This window comes from Umezawaea sp. Da 62-37, assembly GCF_032460545.1.
Classification (GTDB): domain Bacteria; phylum Actinomycetota; class Actinomycetes; order Mycobacteriales; family Pseudonocardiaceae; genus Umezawaea.
The window spans coordinates 7,418,927-7,436,581 of the sequence record NZ_CP135965.1; the positions used below are offsets into that span (position 1 = coordinate 7,418,927).

19 protein-coding genes are annotated in these 17,655 nt (G+C 68.3%); 9 read left to right on the forward strand and 10 right to left on the reverse strand.

What is annotated here, in order from left to right; translation table 11 throughout:
- Positions 1-69: 69 nt before the first annotated feature.
- Positions 70-2,634 (reverse strand): aminopeptidase N, encoded by a 2,565-nt coding sequence (gene pepN / locus RM788_RS34235; RefSeq protein ID WP_315922858.1) that lies wholly within the window; start codon positions 2,632-2,634, stop codon positions 70-72.
- Between the two features lie 218 nt (positions 2,635-2,852).
- On the opposite strand from pepN, the gene RM788_RS34240 reads away from it, so the two are divergent.
- Positions 2,853-3,467, forward strand: coding sequence for a mycothiol-dependent nitroreductase Rv2466c family protein (locus RM788_RS34240; protein ID WP_315934832.1), 615 nt, complete (start codon positions 2,853-2,855; stop codon positions 3,465-3,467).
- Between the two features lie 206 nt (positions 3,468-3,673).
- Here RM788_RS34240 and RM788_RS34245 read toward each other — a convergent pair whose 3' ends face one another.
- Positions 3,674-4,402 (reverse strand): 2-phosphosulfolactate phosphatase, encoded by a 729-nt coding sequence (locus tag RM788_RS34245; protein ID WP_315922860.1) that lies wholly within the window; start codon positions 4,400-4,402, stop codon positions 3,674-3,676.
- A gap of 40 nt (positions 4,403-4,442) precedes the next feature.
- On the opposite strand from RM788_RS34245, the gene RM788_RS34250 reads away from it, so the two are divergent.
- Together RM788_RS34250 and RM788_RS34255 are read left to right on the forward strand one after the other, a co-directional pair.
- The gene (locus RM788_RS34250) at positions 4,443-4,910 is read left to right on the forward strand and encodes a ribose-5-phosphate isomerase (RefSeq protein ID WP_315922862.1); all 468 of its coding nucleotides are present in this window, start codon (positions 4,443-4,445) and stop codon (positions 4,908-4,910) included.
- A gap of 1 nt (position 4,911) precedes the next feature.
- Entirely contained in the window at positions 4,912-5,721 is an 810-nt protein-coding gene (locus RM788_RS34255; RefSeq protein WP_315922864.1) for an Fpg/Nei family DNA glycosylase, read from the forward strand.
- A gap of 155 nt (positions 5,722-5,876) precedes the next feature.
- Here RM788_RS34255 and RM788_RS34260 read toward each other — a convergent pair whose 3' ends face one another.
- A complete protein-coding gene (locus tag RM788_RS34260; RefSeq protein WP_315922866.1) occupies positions 5,877-6,644 on the reverse strand; it encodes a hypothetical protein in 768 nt (255 codons plus the stop codon).
- 56 nt (positions 6,645-6,700) lie between these two features.
- Positions 6,701-7,906 carry a GNAT family N-acetyltransferase gene (locus tag RM788_RS34265; RefSeq protein WP_315922868.1) on the reverse strand — a complete coding sequence of 402 codons (1,206 nt, stop codon included), beginning with the start codon at positions 7,904-7,906 and terminating at the stop codon, positions 6,701-6,703.
- 93 nt (positions 7,907-7,999) lie between these two features.
- Here RM788_RS34265 and RM788_RS34270 point away from each other — a divergent pair, with 93 nt between their 5' ends.
- Positions 8,000-8,719, forward strand: a complete 720-nt coding sequence (locus RM788_RS34270) for a maleylpyruvate isomerase family mycothiol-dependent enzyme (RefSeq protein WP_315922870.1) — start codon at positions 8,000-8,002, stop codon at positions 8,717-8,719.
- A gap of 197 nt (positions 8,720-8,916) precedes the next feature.
- Here RM788_RS34270 and RM788_RS34275 read toward each other — a convergent pair whose 3' ends face one another.
- Positions 8,917-9,330, reverse strand: coding sequence for a hypothetical protein (locus tag RM788_RS34275; RefSeq protein WP_315922872.1), 414 nt, complete (start codon positions 9,328-9,330; stop codon positions 8,917-8,919).
- Positions 9,331-9,516: 186 nt separating this feature from the next.
- Positions 9,517-10,203, reverse strand: a complete 687-nt coding sequence (locus tag RM788_RS34280) for a TetR/AcrR family transcriptional regulator (protein ID WP_315922875.1) — start codon at positions 10,201-10,203, stop codon at positions 9,517-9,519.
- 117 nt (positions 10,204-10,320) lie between these two features.
- Here RM788_RS34280 and RM788_RS34285 point away from each other — a divergent pair, with 117 nt between their 5' ends.
- Positions 10,321-10,932 carry a hypothetical protein gene (locus RM788_RS34285; RefSeq protein ID WP_315922877.1) on the forward strand — a complete coding sequence of 204 codons (612 nt, stop codon included), beginning with the start codon at positions 10,321-10,323 and terminating at the stop codon, positions 10,930-10,932.
- Here RM788_RS34285 and RM788_RS34290 read toward each other — a convergent pair.
- The 4 genes from RM788_RS34290 to RM788_RS34305 all read right to left on the reverse strand — a co-directional run bounded on the left by RM788_RS34290 (position 10,910) and on the right by RM788_RS34305 (position 15,467).
- The gene (locus RM788_RS34290; protein ID WP_315922879.1) at positions 10,910-11,788 is read right to left on the reverse strand and encodes a phosphotransferase; all 879 of its coding nucleotides are present in this window, start codon (positions 11,786-11,788) and stop codon (positions 10,910-10,912) included. The two genes, RM788_RS34285 and RM788_RS34290, sit on opposite strands and share 23 nt — an antisense overlap.
- A gap of 79 nt (positions 11,789-11,867) precedes the next feature.
- Positions 11,868-13,109: an MFS transporter gene (locus tag RM788_RS34295; protein WP_315922881.1), complete on the reverse strand. Its 1,242-nt coding sequence runs from the start codon at positions 13,107-13,109 to the stop codon at positions 11,868-11,870.
- A gap of 577 nt (positions 13,110-13,686) precedes the next feature.
- Positions 13,687-14,616, reverse strand: coding sequence for an NAD(P)-dependent oxidoreductase (locus RM788_RS34300; RefSeq protein ID WP_315922883.1), 930 nt, complete (start codon positions 14,614-14,616; stop codon positions 13,687-13,689).
- Positions 14,616-15,467 carry a GntR family transcriptional regulator gene (locus tag RM788_RS34305; RefSeq protein WP_315922885.1) on the reverse strand — a complete coding sequence of 284 codons (852 nt, stop codon included), beginning with the start codon at positions 15,465-15,467 and terminating at the stop codon, positions 14,616-14,618. Before RM788_RS34305 ends, RM788_RS34300 begins: the two co-directional genes overlap by 1 nt.
- A gap of 573 nt (positions 15,468-16,040) precedes the next feature.
- Here RM788_RS34305 and RM788_RS34310 point away from each other — a divergent pair.
- Genes RM788_RS34310 through RM788_RS34325 form a run of 4 tightly spaced genes read left to right on the forward strand, consistent with a single transcriptional unit; the run spans position 16,041 to position 17,651 of the window.
- Positions 16,041-16,334, forward strand: coding sequence for a hypothetical protein (locus RM788_RS34310; protein WP_315922887.1), 294 nt, complete (start codon positions 16,041-16,043; stop codon positions 16,332-16,334).
- Positions 16,334-16,666 carry a WhiB family transcriptional regulator gene (locus RM788_RS34315; protein ID WP_315922889.1) on the forward strand — a complete coding sequence of 111 codons (333 nt, stop codon included), beginning with the start codon at positions 16,334-16,336 and terminating at the stop codon, positions 16,664-16,666. The genes RM788_RS34310 and RM788_RS34315 overlap by 1 nt, the downstream gene beginning before the upstream one ends.
- Entirely contained in the window at positions 16,666-17,238 is a 573-nt protein-coding gene (locus RM788_RS34320; protein ID WP_315922891.1) for a hypothetical protein, read from the forward strand. The genes RM788_RS34315 and RM788_RS34320 overlap by 1 nt, the downstream gene beginning before the upstream one ends.
- Positions 17,238-17,651 (forward strand): hypothetical protein, encoded by a 414-nt coding sequence (locus RM788_RS34325; protein WP_315922893.1) that lies wholly within the window; start codon positions 17,238-17,240, stop codon positions 17,649-17,651. The genes RM788_RS34320 and RM788_RS34325 overlap by 1 nt, the downstream gene beginning before the upstream one ends.
- Positions 17,652-17,655 lie beyond the last annotated feature (4 nt).

Here is a 17,655-nt window from a genome sequence, read left to right on the forward strand (position 1 = left end):
ACCGCGGCACTGGGAAAAACGTCCGGTACCGGTGGGCGGGAACCAAGGCGTTCCCACCCACCGGGGCCGTCAGGACCGGTCGAACTCCTGCGCCGCCAGGGCGCGCACGATGCCCGCGCGCCCCTCGGACACGAGCCTGCGCAGTGCGGGCGGGTGCTCAGCCGACGCCAGCCACTCGTCGGACGCGGTCACCGTCTCCGGCGTGATGGACCACGCCGGGAACAGGCCGACGACCATCGACTGGGCGCGTTCGCTGGAGCGCCGTTCCCACACGCCGGTCACGTCGGCGAAGTACCGGGCCGCGTAGGGCGCCAGCAGCTCCTTCTGGGACACGTGCGAGATGCCGCCGATGATGGCCTCGCTGACGGCGTTGGGGATGTCGTCGTCGTTGACCGCCCGGTCCCACGCCTCGTCCTTGGCCTCGACCGTCGGGCGCAGCGCCCGCGTGGACTCGGCACGCCGGTTGCCGGTGGCGGTGGGGTCGCGCCCCTCCTCCGCGGCGATCTCGTCGAGACCGGCCGCGCCGTGCGCGACCAGGGCCTGGAGCAGCCGCCAGCGCAGGTCGGTGTCGACCTCCAGGCCGTCCAGCACGTCGGAGCCGTCGTACCAGCCGCGCACCACGGCGAGCGCCTCGTCGTCGAGCACCGACCCGGCCAGGGCGTTCGCGAACGCCAGCTGGTGGTCGGAGCCCGCCTCGGCGGCGCGCACCAGTTCCAGGGTCCTGGTGGTGAACCGGCGCCAGCCCTCGTCGCGCCACGAGGCGTCGGCGTAGGACGACAGCGCGGTCTGCGCCTGCAGCAGCAGCCGCTGCACCACGCCGACCTCGGTCTCCGAGTGCAGCCCGCCCAGGACGAGGTTCACGAAGTCGCGGGCCTTCAGCTCGGCCTCGCGCGTCATCTCCCACACCGCGGACCAGCACAGCGTGCGCGGCAGCGGCTCGGCGATGTCGGAGATCCGGTCGACCAGCGTCGTCAGCGAGTCCGGGTCGAGCCGCATCGTGCAGTAGGTGAGGTCGTCGTCGTTGACCAGCACCAGCTTGCCGCGCGGCAGCCCCACCAGTTCCGGCACCTCGGTGCGCTCACCGGTGATGTCCAGCTCCACGCGCTGCGTGCGCACCAGCTTGCCGCTGCCGTCGTCGTCGTACACGCCGACCGCGATCCGGTGCGTGCGCAGTTCCCCCGCGCCGGGGCGGGCACCGCTCTGCACCACGGCGAAGTCGGCGAAGTCGCCGTTGGAGTCCACGGAGAACTTGGGGCGCAACGGGTTCAGACCCGTCGTCTCCAGCCACTGCGCGCTCCACCACGACAGGTCGCGGCTCGACGCCTCCTCCAGCGCGCCGAGCAGGTCGGCAAGGGTGGCGTTGCCCCAGGCGTGCTTGGCGAAGTACACCCGCAGCCCGGCCAGGAAGTTGTCCAGCCCCACGTACGCCACGAGCTGCTTGAGCACCGAGGCGCCCTTGGCGTAGGTGATGCCGTCGAAGTTGACCTCGACCGCCTGGAGGTCCTGGATGTCCGCGGCGACCGGGTGCGTCGAGGGCAGCTGGTCCTGCCGGTAGGCCCACGACTTCTCGATCTTCGCGAACGTCGTCCACGCGTGCTTGTACTCGGTGGCCTCGGCCTGCGCGAGCACCGACGCCCACGTGGCGAACGACTCGTTCAGCCACAGGTCGTCCCACCAGCGCATCGTCACGAGGTCGCCGAACCACATGTGCGCCATCTCGTGCAGCACGGTTTCGGAGCGGCGCTCGTATAGGTAGCGCGTGACGCGGCTCCGGAAGACGTAGTCCTCCAGGAACGTCACGCAGCCCGCGTTCTCCATCGCGCCCGCGTTGAACTCGGGCACGAAGCACTGGTCGTACTTGCCGAACGGGTACTTGACGCCGAAGGCCTCGTGGTAGAAGCCGAAGCCCTGCTTGGTCTCGGTGAACAGCCGGTCGGCGTCCATGTGCGGCGCGAGCGACGCGCGGCAGTAGATGCCGAGGGGGATGCTGAAGTCGCCGTCGGTGAACTCGTCGCGCCACTCGGCGTACGGGCCCGCGACCAGCGCGACCAGGTAGGTGGACATCGGCTTGGTCGTGCCGAAGGTGTGCTTGTCCGCGCCGCCGGGAGCGTCCTGCGTGGACTCGATCGCGGAGTTGGAGATGACCTTCCAGTCCGAGGGCGACGTCACGGTGATGTCGTAGACGGCCTTCAGGTCCGGCTGGTCGAAGCAGCCGAACATCCGCTTCGCGTCGGCCGTCTCGAACTGCGAGTACAGGTACACGCCGCCGTCGACCGGGTCGACGAACCGGTGCAGGCCCTCGCCGGTGTTCATGTACCGGCAGTCGGCCTCGATGGTCAGCTCGTTGGTCTCCGCGAGGTCCGGCAGCGGGAGACCGTCCTCCTCGCGGTAGCCGGAGACGTCCAGCTCCACTCCGTTGAGGACGGCCCGGTGCACGGTGGCGGCCACGATGTCGATCCAGGTGGACGCCCCCGCCGTCAGGCTGCGGAACGCAACCGTCGACGTCGAGCGGAACGTCTCCGAACCCGGCTTGCCGCCGCCGTCCGTCAGATCCAGCTCGATCCGGTAGGAGTCGACTTCCAGCAGCGCCGCGCGCTGCTGGGCCTGGTCGCGAGTGAGGTTGGGTGCCGCCACTGGTCACCTCGTCTGCCGGCGTCCCCGTGCTCGACACCGACGTCGTCGGAATGGGAAGTCGCCGTGTCCGTGACACGACCCCAGCATCCAATCACGTGACGCCGCCGGAAGTGGACTCCAGGATCGGGAAGAGGGGCCGACCGGCGTTTGTTGCTCTGTTCGGGGCGTGCCTGCTGTGGCGCCCCGTACCCACCGTGAACAAGAATTGGGGCTTGCACATGTCGTCAGAGGCCAAGGCGAAGGTCGACTTCTACTTCGACCCGGTGTGTCCGTTCGCGTGGATCACGTCCCGCTGGATCCTCGAGGTCGAGAAGGTCCGCGACATCGACCTGAGCTTCCACGTGATGAGCCTCGCCGTCCTCAACTCCGGCCGCGACCTGCCCGAGCAGTACCGCGACCTGATGGACAAGGCCTGGGGCCCGGTCCGAGTGGCCATCGCCGCGGAGAAGGCGCACGGCAACAAGGTCCTGCCCGCGCTGTACACCGCGCTCGGCACCCGCCTCCACAACGAGGCGGACAAGGACTACGAGGGCGTCATCAAGGCCGCTCTCGACGAGGCCGGGCTGCCCGCCGAGCTGGCCGAGGCCGCCACCTCGACCGAGTACGACGAGGAGCTCAACGCCAGCCACCACCGCGGCATGGACCCGGTCGGCATGGACGTCGGCACGCCGACCATCCACATCGACGGCGTCGCGTTCTTCGGCCCGGTGCTGACCAGGATCCCGAAGGGCGAGGACGCGGGCAAGGTCTTCGACGGCGCCCGGCTGCTGGCCGACTACCCGTACTTCTTCGAGCTCAAGCGCACCCGCACGGGTGACCTCGATTTCACCTGATCCGCTGACGTGGAACGCCCCCGGCCGCGCTGCGCCGGGGGTTTTTCACGTTCGGGGGACGAAGTGCTGGAAAGCGCTGTACCCCGGCTCGCGCGGGGCGTCCGACCGCCGTTGACCGGGCGCCCGATGTGAACGACGTGGCGACAACCTGTCAACCGCACCGGCGAGACCGGACCAAGCCGGTGTTCTTGCAGGTCAGCGTTTGCTCACCCCTGCAACACGCCGTCAACCAGCCGCGGCGCCGCCTTGCTCACGTTCACCAGCGACGCCATCCCCACGTCCTCCGCGTGCCCCGCCCCGATCAGCTCCCGCCCGGAGACGGACTCCGCCACCACCTCCTCCAACCGCGGCTCCATGCTCCGGAAGGCGTCCGCGGCCACCTGCGCCTCCACCGAGGCCCCGCCAGCCCCCTGCTCCAGCAGCGCCGCCAGGATCGCCCCGGCCCCCATGAAGTCCTCCACGCAGGGCCGGAGCGGCCCGAAGAACTGCTCCGACTTCGTGGTGTTGATGTCTATCCCCCAACGCTCACCGGCCGGTATCAGCCCGATCGGCCGCCCGTCCGCGATCTCCAGCGCCACCCGCGCGACCGCTTCGGCATTGCGCAGGCACCCGGCCAGCACGGCCGCCCCGGCGCTGTCCGCGAGAGTGCACAAAGTCGCCCCGTTGGGTGACGGCAACTCCAGGACCTGGCCCCTGGGAACGGTGGTGAGCGACGACGGGCGCAGCGTCCACGTCGGGTCGGCGGACGGTGCGGCGGCGCCCTGGTCGAGCCACCGCACGGGTCTGACCTTGGCGCCCCTGCCGACGACCACGTCGACCGACGTGGTGAACGACAGCACGTCCACCACCACCAGCACCGCGCACAGCCCGCCCAGAGCTGTCACACCTTCGCCGCCCCATTCGAGCCGCAGCCCGAACCCCTCTTGACCGAACATGGTGCAAGCTTGCCGGCACGGGATGGCAGACTCCCCGGACGTGCGCGTTTACCTTGGATCCGACCACGCGGGCTTCGAGCTGAAGTCCCACCTCGTCCAGCACCTCGCGGCCTCCGGCTACGAGGTGGTCGACGTCGGCCCGGCCGTCTACGACGCCGAGGACGACTACCCCGCTTTCTGCGTCGCGACCGCGGCCGGCGTTGTCGCCGACAAGGGCAGCCTCGGTCTGGTGATCGGCGGCTCCGGCAACGGCGAGCAGATCGCCGCGAACAAGGTGCCCGGCGCCCGTGCCGCGTTGGCGTGGAGCGTCGAGACCGCGAAGCTGTGCCGCCAGCACAACGACGCCCAGCTGATCGGCGTCGGTGCGCGGATGCACACCAGGGAGGAGGCCGTCGCGATCGTGGAAGCCTTCCTCACCACGCCGTTCTCGGAGGAGGAGCGGCACGCCCGCCGCATCGGCATCCTCGCCGAGTACGAGGCCACGCACGTCGTTCCGCCGCTCCCCTGACATGCCCGAAGGCCATACGCTGCACCGACTCGCGAAGCTGCACCACCGCAGGTTCGCGGGGGCGCCGGTGGAGGTGTCCAGTCCACAGGGGAGGTTCGCCACCTCGGCGTCCCTTGTGGACGGTCGGGTGCTCAAGCGCGCCGAGGCGCACGGCAAGCACCTGCTCCACGTCTACGGCCCGGACGCCACGGTGCACGTGCACCTGGGGCTGTACGGGACCTTCACCGAACACGCCCTGCCCGTCACCGCCCCGGTGGGGCAGGTGCGGATGCGGGTCGTGGGCCGGTCGCACTGGACGGACCTGCGCGGTCCGACGGTGTGCGAGGTGCTGACCGACGTCGAGGTCGCGGCCCTGCACGCCCGGCTGGGGCCGGACCCGTTGCGCCGCGACGCCGACCCCGAGCGCGTCTTCACCCGGATCTCCCGGTCCCGCACGTCGATCGCCGTGCTGCTGCTCGACCAGGCCGTGCTGTCCGGGGTGGGCAACATCTACCGCGCCGAAGTGCTGTTCCGGCACGGCGTCCACCCGCTCACACCGGGCACGGGCATCGGCCGGGAGCTGTGGGACCTGATGTGGGCGGACCTGGTGTTCCTGATGCGCGACGGCGTGAAGGTCGGCCGCATCGACACGGTCCGGCCCGAGCACCTGCCCGAGGTGACCGGCCGGGCGCCGAGGCAGGACCGGCACGGCGGCGAGGTGTACGTCTACCGCCGCACCGGGCTGCCCTGCCTGGTCTGCGGCACCCCGATCGCGGCGGGCGACCTGGCGGGCCGCAACCTCTACTGGTGCCCCACCTGCCAGGCGGAGTAGGCCGGACCCCGGAACCGCCGGCGGGCAGCCGCAGGAAGTCGCCGGCGTTCCGGGTGACCACACCGGGCTCGCCCCCGGAGCCGTAGAACACGGCTCCGGGGGCGGGTGGGAACTCGAGATCCGACGTGCGGTGGGCCCAGTCCGTCCACTGTGGACTAGAAGTCGAAGCCGCCCATGTCGAAGCCACCCGCGTCGAACCCGTCGCTGCCCGCGTCGAAGCCGCCGCTGTCGTAACCGCCGCCGTCGCCACCACCGTCACCGGCGTCGATGCCGTCCTGGTAGCCGTCGGAGTACGCGGAGCCCATCGCGTCGCCCGAGTACCCGTGCATTCCGGAGAACATCGCGTCGAACAGCAGGAACGAGCCGACGCCCCAGGCGCCCGCGACGAGCGCGGGCTTCCACCACGGCTCGCTGTACCAGCCCTGCGGCACCGGGCGACCCGCGACCACGCCACCGGGGTAGTAGTGCGGCGTGCGGGAACCGGGCTTCGGCGAGGCCGCGTACTCGTGGCCCTCGACCGTCACGTCGCGGTCCTCCGACACCGAGCCCGCGCGGCCCTGGCCGGTGAGGTCGGGCAGTTCGGGGCCGGGGTCCATGTCCATCGCGACCCGCGCGGCCCGCACGTAGTACAGGCCCTCCATGGCGGTCTGCGTGACCTGCCTGGCCTGCTCCTTGGTCTGCGCCTGCTCCATCTGCGAGCCCGCGGCGGTGAACCGCTCGGACGCGTCCGCCATCGCCTGCTGCGACGCGGTGTCCGTGCCGTTCAGGCTCATCACCTGGCCGCCGAGCCGTTCGACCCAGCGCCGGGCCTCGGACTTCGCGTCCTCCAGCTCGCGCCGCTTGGTGTCCCCGGCGGATTTGACCAGGTAGAGGATGCCACCGATGATCGCGAGCACCACCACGACCAACACGACTGTGCCCACCGGACGCCTCCTGAGGTAGATACCCCTTCAACGACGGCGCTCCGTCGTCGGTTCCCTCAGAACACCTCGGGGCAGTGCGGCTCGACGTCCCCGAGGAACGCGTGCGACAACGCGCGCACGGCCCCCGGAGTGCGTTCGCGCACGTGCTGGGCGGCCGCGAGGGCCGTCAACCGGGTGCCGCCGAGGAACGCGGCCCCGAGCGCGGCGATGTCGAGCGCCACATCCGCTTCGTCGGCGACCCGGCGCACGGTGGCCCCGCCCGACGTCGCGGTGAACCGCCAGCGGCCCGCGTTCCACGGGCACAGGTCGTCGGCCACGTCGAGGACGACGTCCACATCGGACGCGTAATCGCGCTGGACCAGCGCGCGGTCGAGGTCCACCAGCCGCACCCACAGCGAGTCGCGGGTGGCGCGCCCGGCCAGCCGCTGGTCGGCGAGCAGGTGCAGCACCGGATCACCCGAACCGGTGAAGTAGCGGAGTTCGACCGCCAGGTCCACGTCGAGCAGGTGGCGGTAGAGCGCGGCGAACGCCACGTCGTCCGCCGCGGTGATCTCGCGGACGTTCAGCTCGTGCGCCGCCCCGCGGTCGCTCCGGGCGTGCCGCACCCGGTAGACCGCGTACCCGTTGGGGTGCAAGGCGTAGCGGTACCTCGTCAGCCCGCCGCGGTGCTTCTCCCCGTCGGCGAGGTGGTGGGCCCACTCGGCGTCCGTGCGGCTCAGGTACCCCGTCCGGGTCGGCGCGACGCGGGCGTAGAGCGCGCGCACGAACGGCATGGCCTCCTCCGCGGGCACCTCGCGCACCCGATCCGCGCCGACGTCGACGCCGGGGTGGGACGCCGCGCCCGTCGGCAGGTGGAGGTCGGTGAACCGCGCGGCCGGGCCGTAGCCGAACCGGCCGTAGATCGTCGCCTCGGACGACCAGAGGGCGGCGAACGCCTCGCGGCCCCCGTCGTGCAGGCCGTGCAGCTGGGCGCGCATCAGGCCGGTCAGCACACCCCGCCTGCGGTGCCCCGGTTTGACGCCGACCGACGTGATCGCGGCGACCGGGACGGGGCCGCCGGGCACGGTCATCTCCCGTCCGATCACGGCCGCGGCGCCGACCATCTCGGTGCCGTCGAACATCCCGTGCACGCGGCCCATGTCGAACAGCGGACGTTCGAGCTCGTGGTCCGAGTCGTCCGGATCGGAGAGGAAGGCCCCTTCGAGGACCCGCCCGAACACCGGGTAGTCGTCGTCGGCCAGCGTGCGGATCGTCAGGGCCATACCCGGAAGTCATACCCGCCCACGACCCCGGTCGCGACGGATTTTCCGGCCGGAGGTCTGGTCACCGGCCGACTCCTCCGAGAGACTGCCCCCGTGGATCCCCATGCCCTGGCGGACGTGCTCCGGGCCGACGCGGAGGCCTTCGCCGCGGCCGCCGGACCCGTGCCCCTCGACCGGCCCGTGCCCCGGTGCGACGGGATGACCGTCGAAGGTCTGGTCCGGCACCTCGGCGGTATCCACCGGCTGGTCGCGCGCTGGGCCACCGACGGCCGCAGGCCCGCGACGTGGGACGACGGCCCCGAAGCCGCGGAACTCCTCGACTGGTACCGGATCGGGGCCGCCGCGCTGCTGGTCGTGCTCGACCCCGAGCGGGCGGGGGAGCCCGCGGCGACGTGGAGCGCGTGGGACGGGACGCTGGGCTTCTGGTTGCGGCGCATGGCGCACGAGACCGCGGTGCACCGGGTCGACGCCCAGGCCGCGTCCGGTCCCGCCGCGCCGCTGGACGCCCGGCTCGCCGCCGACGGCGTGGACGAGGTGCTCCGGCTGTGGCTCGGCACCCACCAGCCGCCACGCGTGCACGCGGACGGTCGTGCGATCGCGCTGCGCGTGCCCGGTCGCGAGTGGACGGTCGCGCTGCACCCCGGCGTCGTGGACTTCTGCGACGGCGCGGACCCCGACGCCGTCGTCACCGGGTCGTCCTCGGCGGTCGACCTGTGGCTGTGGGGCCGCGCGGGTGAAGAGGACCTGTCGATCGAGGGCGACCCCGCCGTGGCACGGGCGCTGCGCGCCGCGGTCGCCGCCGTGACCGGGTAGGGGAGGGGCGGTGAGCGGGCCGATCTGGCGGGTGGTCCTGCGGTGCCTGGCGGCCTTCGCCTTCGGCGTCCTGCTGGTGCTGCTGGCGATCGGGTTCGGCGAGGAGCTGTGGCGGGCGATGCAGCGCTGATCGAGCCGCACGGGCCCGTGGCCGTCGACCACGACCTGCCGCGGACGTGCGCGCAGAGAAACGGACGCTAGGCCGACGGTTCGAAGAAGACCTTGTAGAGGCGGTACACCGAGTCCTCGGGACCGCAGTTCCGCACGGTCAGGGCGTTCCGGCCCGGCCGCAGCACCGACGCCGGGATGTCGAACCGCTCCAGCTCCCGCGTCCGGCTGCTGGGCAGGCCCTCGCGCGTCCACACGAGCGTGCCGTTGGCCTCCATGCGGATCTCGACGTGACGCCGTGCCACGTCCCGCGGTGACCCGACGAGCGTCACCCGTCCCAGCGGCGAACCCGGCGAGCGGCAGAAGCCGATCACCGCCTGACCGCCCGACCGCAGCACCCAGTGGTCACCGCGGAACTGCGCGCCCGAGGAAGCCTCCAGGCGCGCCGCGTCCCCGCCGCCCGCGGGTGGCGCGGTCCGGAAATCGAGCAGAACCTGCTGCACTGGCGAAACCTCCTTCCGCAGGGCCCCACTGCACCGAACGGGGCGGCGGAACGCCAGGCAGAACAACCGGCAGAAGTGCCACCCGTCACACGGCCCGTACTGGGTTTTTCCTCCCGCAGGCAAGGTGGTAAGCGCTTTCGCACCAACGGTGCGCGGCCGGGTGGAGCAGGACCCGCCGCATACCGGTCAGCCGGTCGGCGACAGCCCGATCAACAGCGCGAGCCGGTCGAGCTGGTGCTCGAAGTGCGCGGCGCGGTCGTGCACCCCTCCCTCGAACTGCCCGAACAGCTCGAAGCTGATCAACCCGAACACCGCCGTCCACGCCAGGACGGCCCGTGCCACCAGATCGTCGTCCCCGCGCGCCCCGAGGCCCTCCCGAATCCTCCGCACGTCCTCGATCACGGTCGGGGGCATCGGCGGATTCGGCCCCGCGTAAGCGGAGTCGACCTCGCTGATCACCCCGATCAGCAGCCGCGTCACCCGCGTTCCCGGCGCGATCGTCCGGTCCGGCGGAGCCGCGTAACCGGGCACCGGGCTGCCGTAGATGAGCGCGTACTCCGACGGCGACGCGACCGCCCAGTCCCGCACCGCGGTCCCGATCGCCTTCCACCGCCCCGCCGCGTCGGCCCGTTCGCACGCCGCGTCGGCCGCCTCCGCCACGTCCCCGACCGCGTTGTAGGCGTCCTCGATCAGCATGGTCAGCAGCTCGTCGCGACTGGGCACGTACCGGTACATCGCCGACGACACGATGCCGAGTTCCCGCGCGATCGCCCGCAAAGACAACGCGGCCCCGCCCTGCACGGCCAGTTGTTCACGCGCGATCCGCTTGATGTCGGCCATCGCCTGCTCGCGCGCCCGCTGCCGTGGAGTCATGCGACGAGTGTAGAGCGCTAGGAACTTAAGTGAGCACCGCTCTTGACGCGCAGTCCTTCGCCGGTCAACATGAGAGAGCACCGCTCACTAAAGTGACCAACGCCTCCAGGAGTCCCGATGACCACCCCGCGCCAGGCAGCAGTGACCTTCACCGCGATCGGCCTGCTCTTCCTCGCCTACCCGCTCATCAGGCCCTACGACGACGAAACCACCATGGCGGGCGCGCTCTCGTTCGCCGGCGACTCCTGGATCGCCGCCCACATGGCGGCGGTCATCGGCTTCATCCTCCTGCCCATGGCGCTCACCGCCCTGAGCCCGAGCAGAGCCGCCCAGCTCATGACCTACCTCGGCGTGGGCCTGACCCTCCCGTACTACGGCGCCGAGGTGTTCGGCCTGCACGCCATCGGCGAACAGATCAAGCAGGACGGCGACCTGTCCCTGCTCGCCATGGTCGACACCATCCGCTACAACCCCGCAGCCATGACGATCTTCGCCCTGGGACTGGTCCTGATCGCCGCGGGCACCACCACCGCGGCCATCCGCCACACGAGCACCCTCCCCGGGTGGACAGCCGCCCCCTTCGCCCTCGGGTTTGTTCTTTTCATCCCCCAGTTCTTCACCCCGGCCCCGTTCCGCATCGCCCACGGCTTCCTCATCGCCGCCGGCTCCGCCTGGCTGGCCGTCGAACTCTGGCGCAACCAGACCCTCACCCCCGCCTCAGCACGGTGAGCGCCGCTCGCAAGAACCCATCACGCCGCCCCGTCGCGGTCCGCGCGTCAAGATCACCCCGCCCCTGACCGTGGAAGACCGGCAACCACGCACTCATGTCCGCCGGAGTCCCCAAAGCCGCCACCACGTCCCAACAGGCCACATCCGACGCCACGCCCCCGGCCTCCCGCTGCCACCCGTCAAGCACCAGTTCCGCCGCCCCAGGCCCGTGCAACATCGCCGCGTCACACCGCAACGACCCCAAATCCACCCCGCTGGGCCCAACCCCCGCCCCGTCCCAGTCGACCATCCCGACGAACGAGTCCCCAACCCACATCGTGTTGCCCTGCCACAAATCCCCGTGCAGGAACACCCACTCCCCAGCCTTCCGGTCAAACCCCCGCAACGCCTCCTCAGCCTCCGCCAGCACGCCGGCCCGCCACCCCACGGCGAAATCCACGTCCTCGATCGCCCGCGCCCTCAACGGCAACTCCGCGGTAGGCCCGACCACAACCCGATGCAACCGCGCCGCAGCTGCCCCCAGCTCCCGCAAGCGCTCAGGCCGAACCCCAACCGGAACCCGACTGCTCCCCTGGATCAAGGTCGTCACAACCGCGAAAGCCCCAGCGAGTTCCCCGCTCAAATCCGCCCCGACCAACCGCGGCGCAGCCACCCCGAACTCAGCAGTCCGCTCCAACGCGGCCACCTCGACAACAGCAGGTTCCCGCCGCCGCCCCACCTTCACGACCACATCGGCAACGACCCCACCGAACCGAACCCGCCAAGTCCCACCACCCCCCAACCCCACAACCCCGACCACCTCGGCCCCCACAACCGAAGCCACCCACTCCACCACCCGCCCACCAGGCTCATCCATGCCCGCACACCCCTCCGAATGGCTTCACGAACAGCCGGCGGAGCACCGGCAGGCACAACAGCCGCACCCTGTCGCTGAATCAGGCCAATCCGGCTGGAACATCACGTGCGAGCTCGTCCTCGACGAACGCGGGCTTCGCAAGCGTGATCGCCGGGATGATCGTCACGAGGATGACGGCGAGCAGGAACAGCAGCGGCAGCGTCCACCCGCCGCTCACGTCGTGCAGCAGCCCGACAAGCAACGGACCGAGCGCGCCGAGCGCGTACGCGATCCCCTGGGCGAAGCCGCTCAGCGCGACGGTGCCGCCCTGGGTTCGGGTGCGATCGTTGATGAGCACGAGGTTGATCGGGAACAGAATCGAACCCGAGCCGATCAGCAGCACCCAGAGCAGTGTGAGTGTCGTGGGCGCGAGCAGCAGGCCGAGGTAGCCGAGCACGAAGCTCGCGATACCGGCGCCGATCAGCCAGCCGACATTACGCAGCCGCGCGACAAGCAGAGGCGCGATCAGTGCCCAGGGCACGCTGATGATGCCGGTCACGGCAAGCAGCACCCCGGCCTCGGTCGGCGTCGAACCCGCGATGTCGCCGAGGATCTCAGGCAGCCACGCGAAAGCCGCATAGGTGCACATCGTGCTGGTCGAGAACACAGCGGTGATCGACAGGGCCACGCGCGACCGCCACAGTCGCGTGACCACGGCGGGAGTCTGGGACTCAACAGCAACGGCATCCGACAGCCGCTGCCGGCGCTCCCGCGCGATGAGGACAAGCCATGGAACAAGCGCGACCGCCGACGTCACCGACCAGACACCAAGCGAGAACCGCCAGCCCATTTGTTCAGCGACCGGAGCCGCGAGCGCAGCGGGCACAGCCGTGCTCACGCCCACTAGGCACGCGTAGACGGCAGTCAGCAGCGCCACCCGATCGGGGAAGTAGCGCCGCACGATCGGCGGCAGCAGCACATTGCCGATACCCGTACCCGCGAGCGCGACCACACTGCCGACAAGCAGCACCACGAAGCCAGGTGCGAACGCTCGCACGAGATGGCCAAGGGTCATGAGCAACAGCGCAAGCACGATGCCGCCGTCGAGCCCGATGCCGCGGGCGAGGCGCGGCGCAACGAACCCCGACACCGCAAGCAGGATCGGCGGCAACGTCCCAAGCAGCCCGACACCGATGTCCGATATCGGAATGTCCACCCGGATGTCGCCGAGAATCGGCGACACCGCCGCAACCGCCTGACGCAGGGTCAGTGCGACAAGCACAATACCCAGCAACGCGACCACACGTCCCGCCCACAGCGGAAGGGGGTGGTCCTCGGACATCCACCGAGCCTAGCTTGCTACTCGACGACCGACCTCCCACAGAGCCAGCGCCCACCGCGGGACGAATCGGCCGTGACCGACAACTGGTCGACGCACGTGGACACGATCCTGGCACCGAGGAGGACTCCGCGGCCTGATCTGGCACGGCAGAGCTCAAGCTCACCTAAAGCAAAAGCCCAGGTCACAGCAGACGCTGCATGACCTAGGCTTTTGATGCGGAGCGGGTGACCGGGATCGAACCGGCATGACCAGCTTGGAAGTTGAGTATCCCAATTGTCTAATGACCAGGCGAAACCCCTAGCAGCATGTTTGCGCTCGCGCGGCCCCTGGTTCCCCGTTGTTCCCCCTTGATTCCCCTCCCGTCTGGCACGGATCTGGCACGCAACCGTCCACAGTGGAATGCACTGCGCGCATCTAGTCGATACATGCTCGCAGACCGCCTCACAGTGACACTCAGCTCGGATGCGGGGAGTTGGCTGCATGGACCAGTACTCTCGCGCTCCCGCATCCGGATTGCCTCGCAGTGCCCCGAGTGGAACAGGCGTCGGCTTTGGCGGTTCAGGTAGATATAAAGTTACTACCGCGCGATGTTCGACGGAATTCCCCCAGTGATAAAAGTTCTAATTTGTTCGGCTGCTACTCCGTAACATAGGAGATTGGTGCCCGGTACTGTTCGGGCAGAATGTGGACTAATAATCAGGCCAGGGCAGTCCCACAAAGGGTGCCCCGCAGGCAACGGCTCTGGGTCCGTCACATCCAGCGCGGCCCGCAATCGTCCGCTCTGAAGCTCGACCACAAGGGCAGCGGTATCTACAATTTGCCCACGCCCGACATTTACCAATATTGCGCCATCGTGCATTGTGGATAGAAAGTCTGAATTGACCATCGATCGGGTGGTTTCTGTCAGAGGCGCAGTGATCACCACTATGTCATGATCGTGAATAAGGTCGGGCAATGCCGTGTATGAATACACGCCTTCTCTGGCCGTGCTAGCCACCAGCGTAGAAGTGGCCTCAAACACTTCGAGTCGGGCCGCAACCGCCTTGCCAATAGCGCCAGCGCCGACTATCAGAACCTTTTTTCCAGCGAGGGTGTCAGCATCAAACATGCGATGCGCCCACACCCCTGATTCTTTGAATCCGATCAACGTGGGCCATTGACGCAATTGAGTCAAAATCGCAGAGACTACCCATTCTGAAACTGGCCTAGCGTGCGCGCCACGAGCACTCGCAAACGTCACATGACCTGGAACATGATTTTCCCACTCGTCAACTCCTGCTGAGAGCAGTTGAACCATTCGCAACTTTGGCAAACCTTGGAGAAGACGAATCGGACGATCGCTGCCCCTGAACGGAGGAAGAAAAATTTCAGCCTCACGCTGTCGATCAGTCAGTGTTGGCTGATTTGGATCGTAGTCGACCAGCTCAACACCCGGTATTGCGGCAATAGCCACCGCGCCCGACTTATCATCGGTTTCGCTGCTAACAAGGATCTTTACCGGATTCATTAGGCGGCATCCCCAATTATCGATACAATCAATTTGTGGGCCTGAGCCTTCAGCGGTGAGCCGTCTGACCCATTGTCAATCACGACGTGCGGCATTGGTGGGCGAAATGAAACGTCAATGGAATCCGCATAGTTCGCCCAGTTGTCGAGCTTGGCGGCATCTCGCGCAGCACCACGTTGACGAATGTACCTCAGCATCGTTTCCGGATCGCAATAGACCCACGCAACTGTCAATGTTGCGTTTAGTGATTCGCAGGTTTCGTTCATTCGCTCAATCCATGACCTATCGCGAAGTTCGCGGATAAATGGGGCCGTGATTATGGCACTATTTCCGCACTGAACATTTTCAGTCATTGCGTTTATCAATGACTCATACTCGCGGGGTCGGATAAGCTCAAGATACTTTTCGGATTCACGATCGTTTGGCGAACAGCCGATAAACTCTAGCGCAGCCTCCACCACCGGACGCGTCAAGGTATCTTTATCGAGCATTGGCCAGCCTGTTTCCCTTGCTGTAATTCTTCCGAATTCTGTCTTTCCGCTACCCGCATAACCACCGATCAAAACGATATTCGGCTTTGTTGTCTTAATCTGACCTCGCTGCCGCTGCTCAGGCGCGTGTACAACCCGTCCAGCGCGAGGCTTGCTGATAATCGCACCTTCCGCTTCCAAGATTTTCATAGCTTCTTGGATAGTGAAGCCGCTAACGCTCCATTCAGTCGCCAGCTCGCGCGTGGATGGAAGGCGTTGCCCATCCCGCAGTTTGCCCGCCGCGATCTGGGTCCGGATCTGTCGCGCCACCTGTAGGTGCAGCGACTCGGGTCGCGACAGGGGTTGTCGTGAGTCGGACATGTCGCCTCCGAGTGTTTGCCAACTGATTTGGACACCCTACCAGGCACCAAACAGCACCGCGAACCGCGTTTCCGCAGGTAGAAGGCTTTTTCAAGCAATCTTCGACCAAACAGTTGACCTGATGACCAACCAACTGTTAGCTTCATCTCGTCGCCGAATGTGGCGGCGGACACACCGGGCACCACGGCAGGGCGATCCGTCTACGGGGCGTCAAGTCGCTGGCGTCACAACTCAATCTCGCTGAACGCGAGCGGCACTCATGTGTCGTCAGGTGGTCGGGCCTAGTGCTGGCTCCCATTGCGCACGACGTTCCCGAGGTAGCCCCACACAGGGGAGCCGGAGGGTAAATCGTCCTGCATGCGCAATCACCTCGTGAGATAACGCCACCGGGAGCGGTGGCTTCATAACGTTTATTTCGTGCGCCCTTTTTCTGGGCGTGCGGATGGCCCGACCCCACCCTGTTTTTGCAGGTGGCGGGCCCCTTGGTGGCCTGGTGGCGAAGCCGTATCCGCGGTAACGCCACCAGGTCACCGTTTTCCGACCTATTTGCATGTCTCCCTGGAGGTATTTGCCATGTCCAAGACCGCTCGATCGTTGATCGCTCTGCGCTTGGCAGAGGAACAGGCGTGCGCCGGGTACCTGACGGCCCGCAAGGCAATGCTGCGTCTGGCGGCCCACTTGGCCTCGATGACGCAGATGGTGCGCGAACGGCCCACCAGGGTCGACTACCGCGCCGCGCTGAACGACGTTCTCAACTCCTACCGTGCCGCGTCGAACCGCACCCGGCTCGCCTACAGCCGCTGGCAGCGCGCCCAGTTGCGCGCAGACGCCTACTGGACCGTCAACGCCGGGGCGGTGGCGGCGTGATGCTGGGACACAACGACTTCACCCTCAGCGGCAGCGAGGAAACCCGGCTCTGCGTCGGCACCGACCCGGAACTGTGGTTCGGGCCTGACGACGACGTCACACCGGAGCTGCGCGAATCCCACGCCGAGCGGAACGTGAGGGAGAACGCCGCCAAGCAGTTGTGCGCCGACTGCCCGTTCACGGCCCAGTGCCTGGAGCAGGAGCTGTGGCACGGCATCACCGAGCAGTGGGGCGTGCGTGGCGGCATGACCGCCAGCGAACGTCAGCACCTGCTCCGCCACCGTCGGGCCGCCGACCTGCGTCCCGTTGCGGCCGAACGGGCGGTGGCGTGATGGACGCGTTCGTTCGCAACGAGGAGCACGACCTCGACGCCGCCAGTAACGGGCGTTCGCGGTTCGAGGCCTACCTCGGACTCAACACCAACCGGTTCCTGGACTACGACAACGAGCCGACAACCGACTCGACCGAGTTCGCGGTGGCGGCATTGCTGACCGCACTTCCACCGGTCATGACCCCCGGCTACGTCCGCACCGATTCCCGCGTGCTCGACGTCGGCCTGCACCGCGACGACGAGGGGCGCATGGCCGTGGTGGTCACCCTGGCCTCGGCGCTTCCGGCCCGGATCGAGAGCTGGTCGGGCTCCCGGCCGCGTAAGTGGCTTCGGGAGAGGCGTGGGCCGGAGAGGTCGTGGGTGGAGCCCGACGACAACGACCGCCTGGTCCTGCTGCCGTCGCTGATCGTCCGGGTGCCGTTGTCCGGCGTGGTGCTGCCGGTGCCGGTCTACAGCCGTGGCCTTCCTGACGTCGTGGTGGCGAAGGTGGCTGTCGCGTCGGTGTGCGACGCGCTCAACCGGACGCTGGTACCGGTGCTGGCGATGCTCGATTCGGTCGGGGTGGGTGCGTGATGAGCGCCTTGGTCGCGATGACTGAGCTAGTGGCCCGTGTGCTGCGGGAGCACGCCGATCTGCCTGCGGTGTCCGATGTCAGGATCGAACACCGCCGAGTGTCGTTTTACGTGGTCGGGGCGGAAGGCAAGTTGCCGGCGATGGCCCGGTGGGCGCACGCGCTCCAAGCCTCTGTCCTGGTGGCGCCTCAGTTCACCACCGTCGAGATCACCGCATCGACCGTGGTTGAGGTGACGGGCGTTGCAGGCGGGGTGACCGTCGAGGTGTGGACGCACCTGGGCTTGGCTGACCTGCTCGTGCTAGCGCGAGAGTTCGGCGTGGTCGTCGATACCCGCACCGGACCGGTGGAGATCACCCCGCAACGTCTGTTGCCGTCGTTGGACGACGCGACGGTTACGGATCGGGTGATGTGATGCC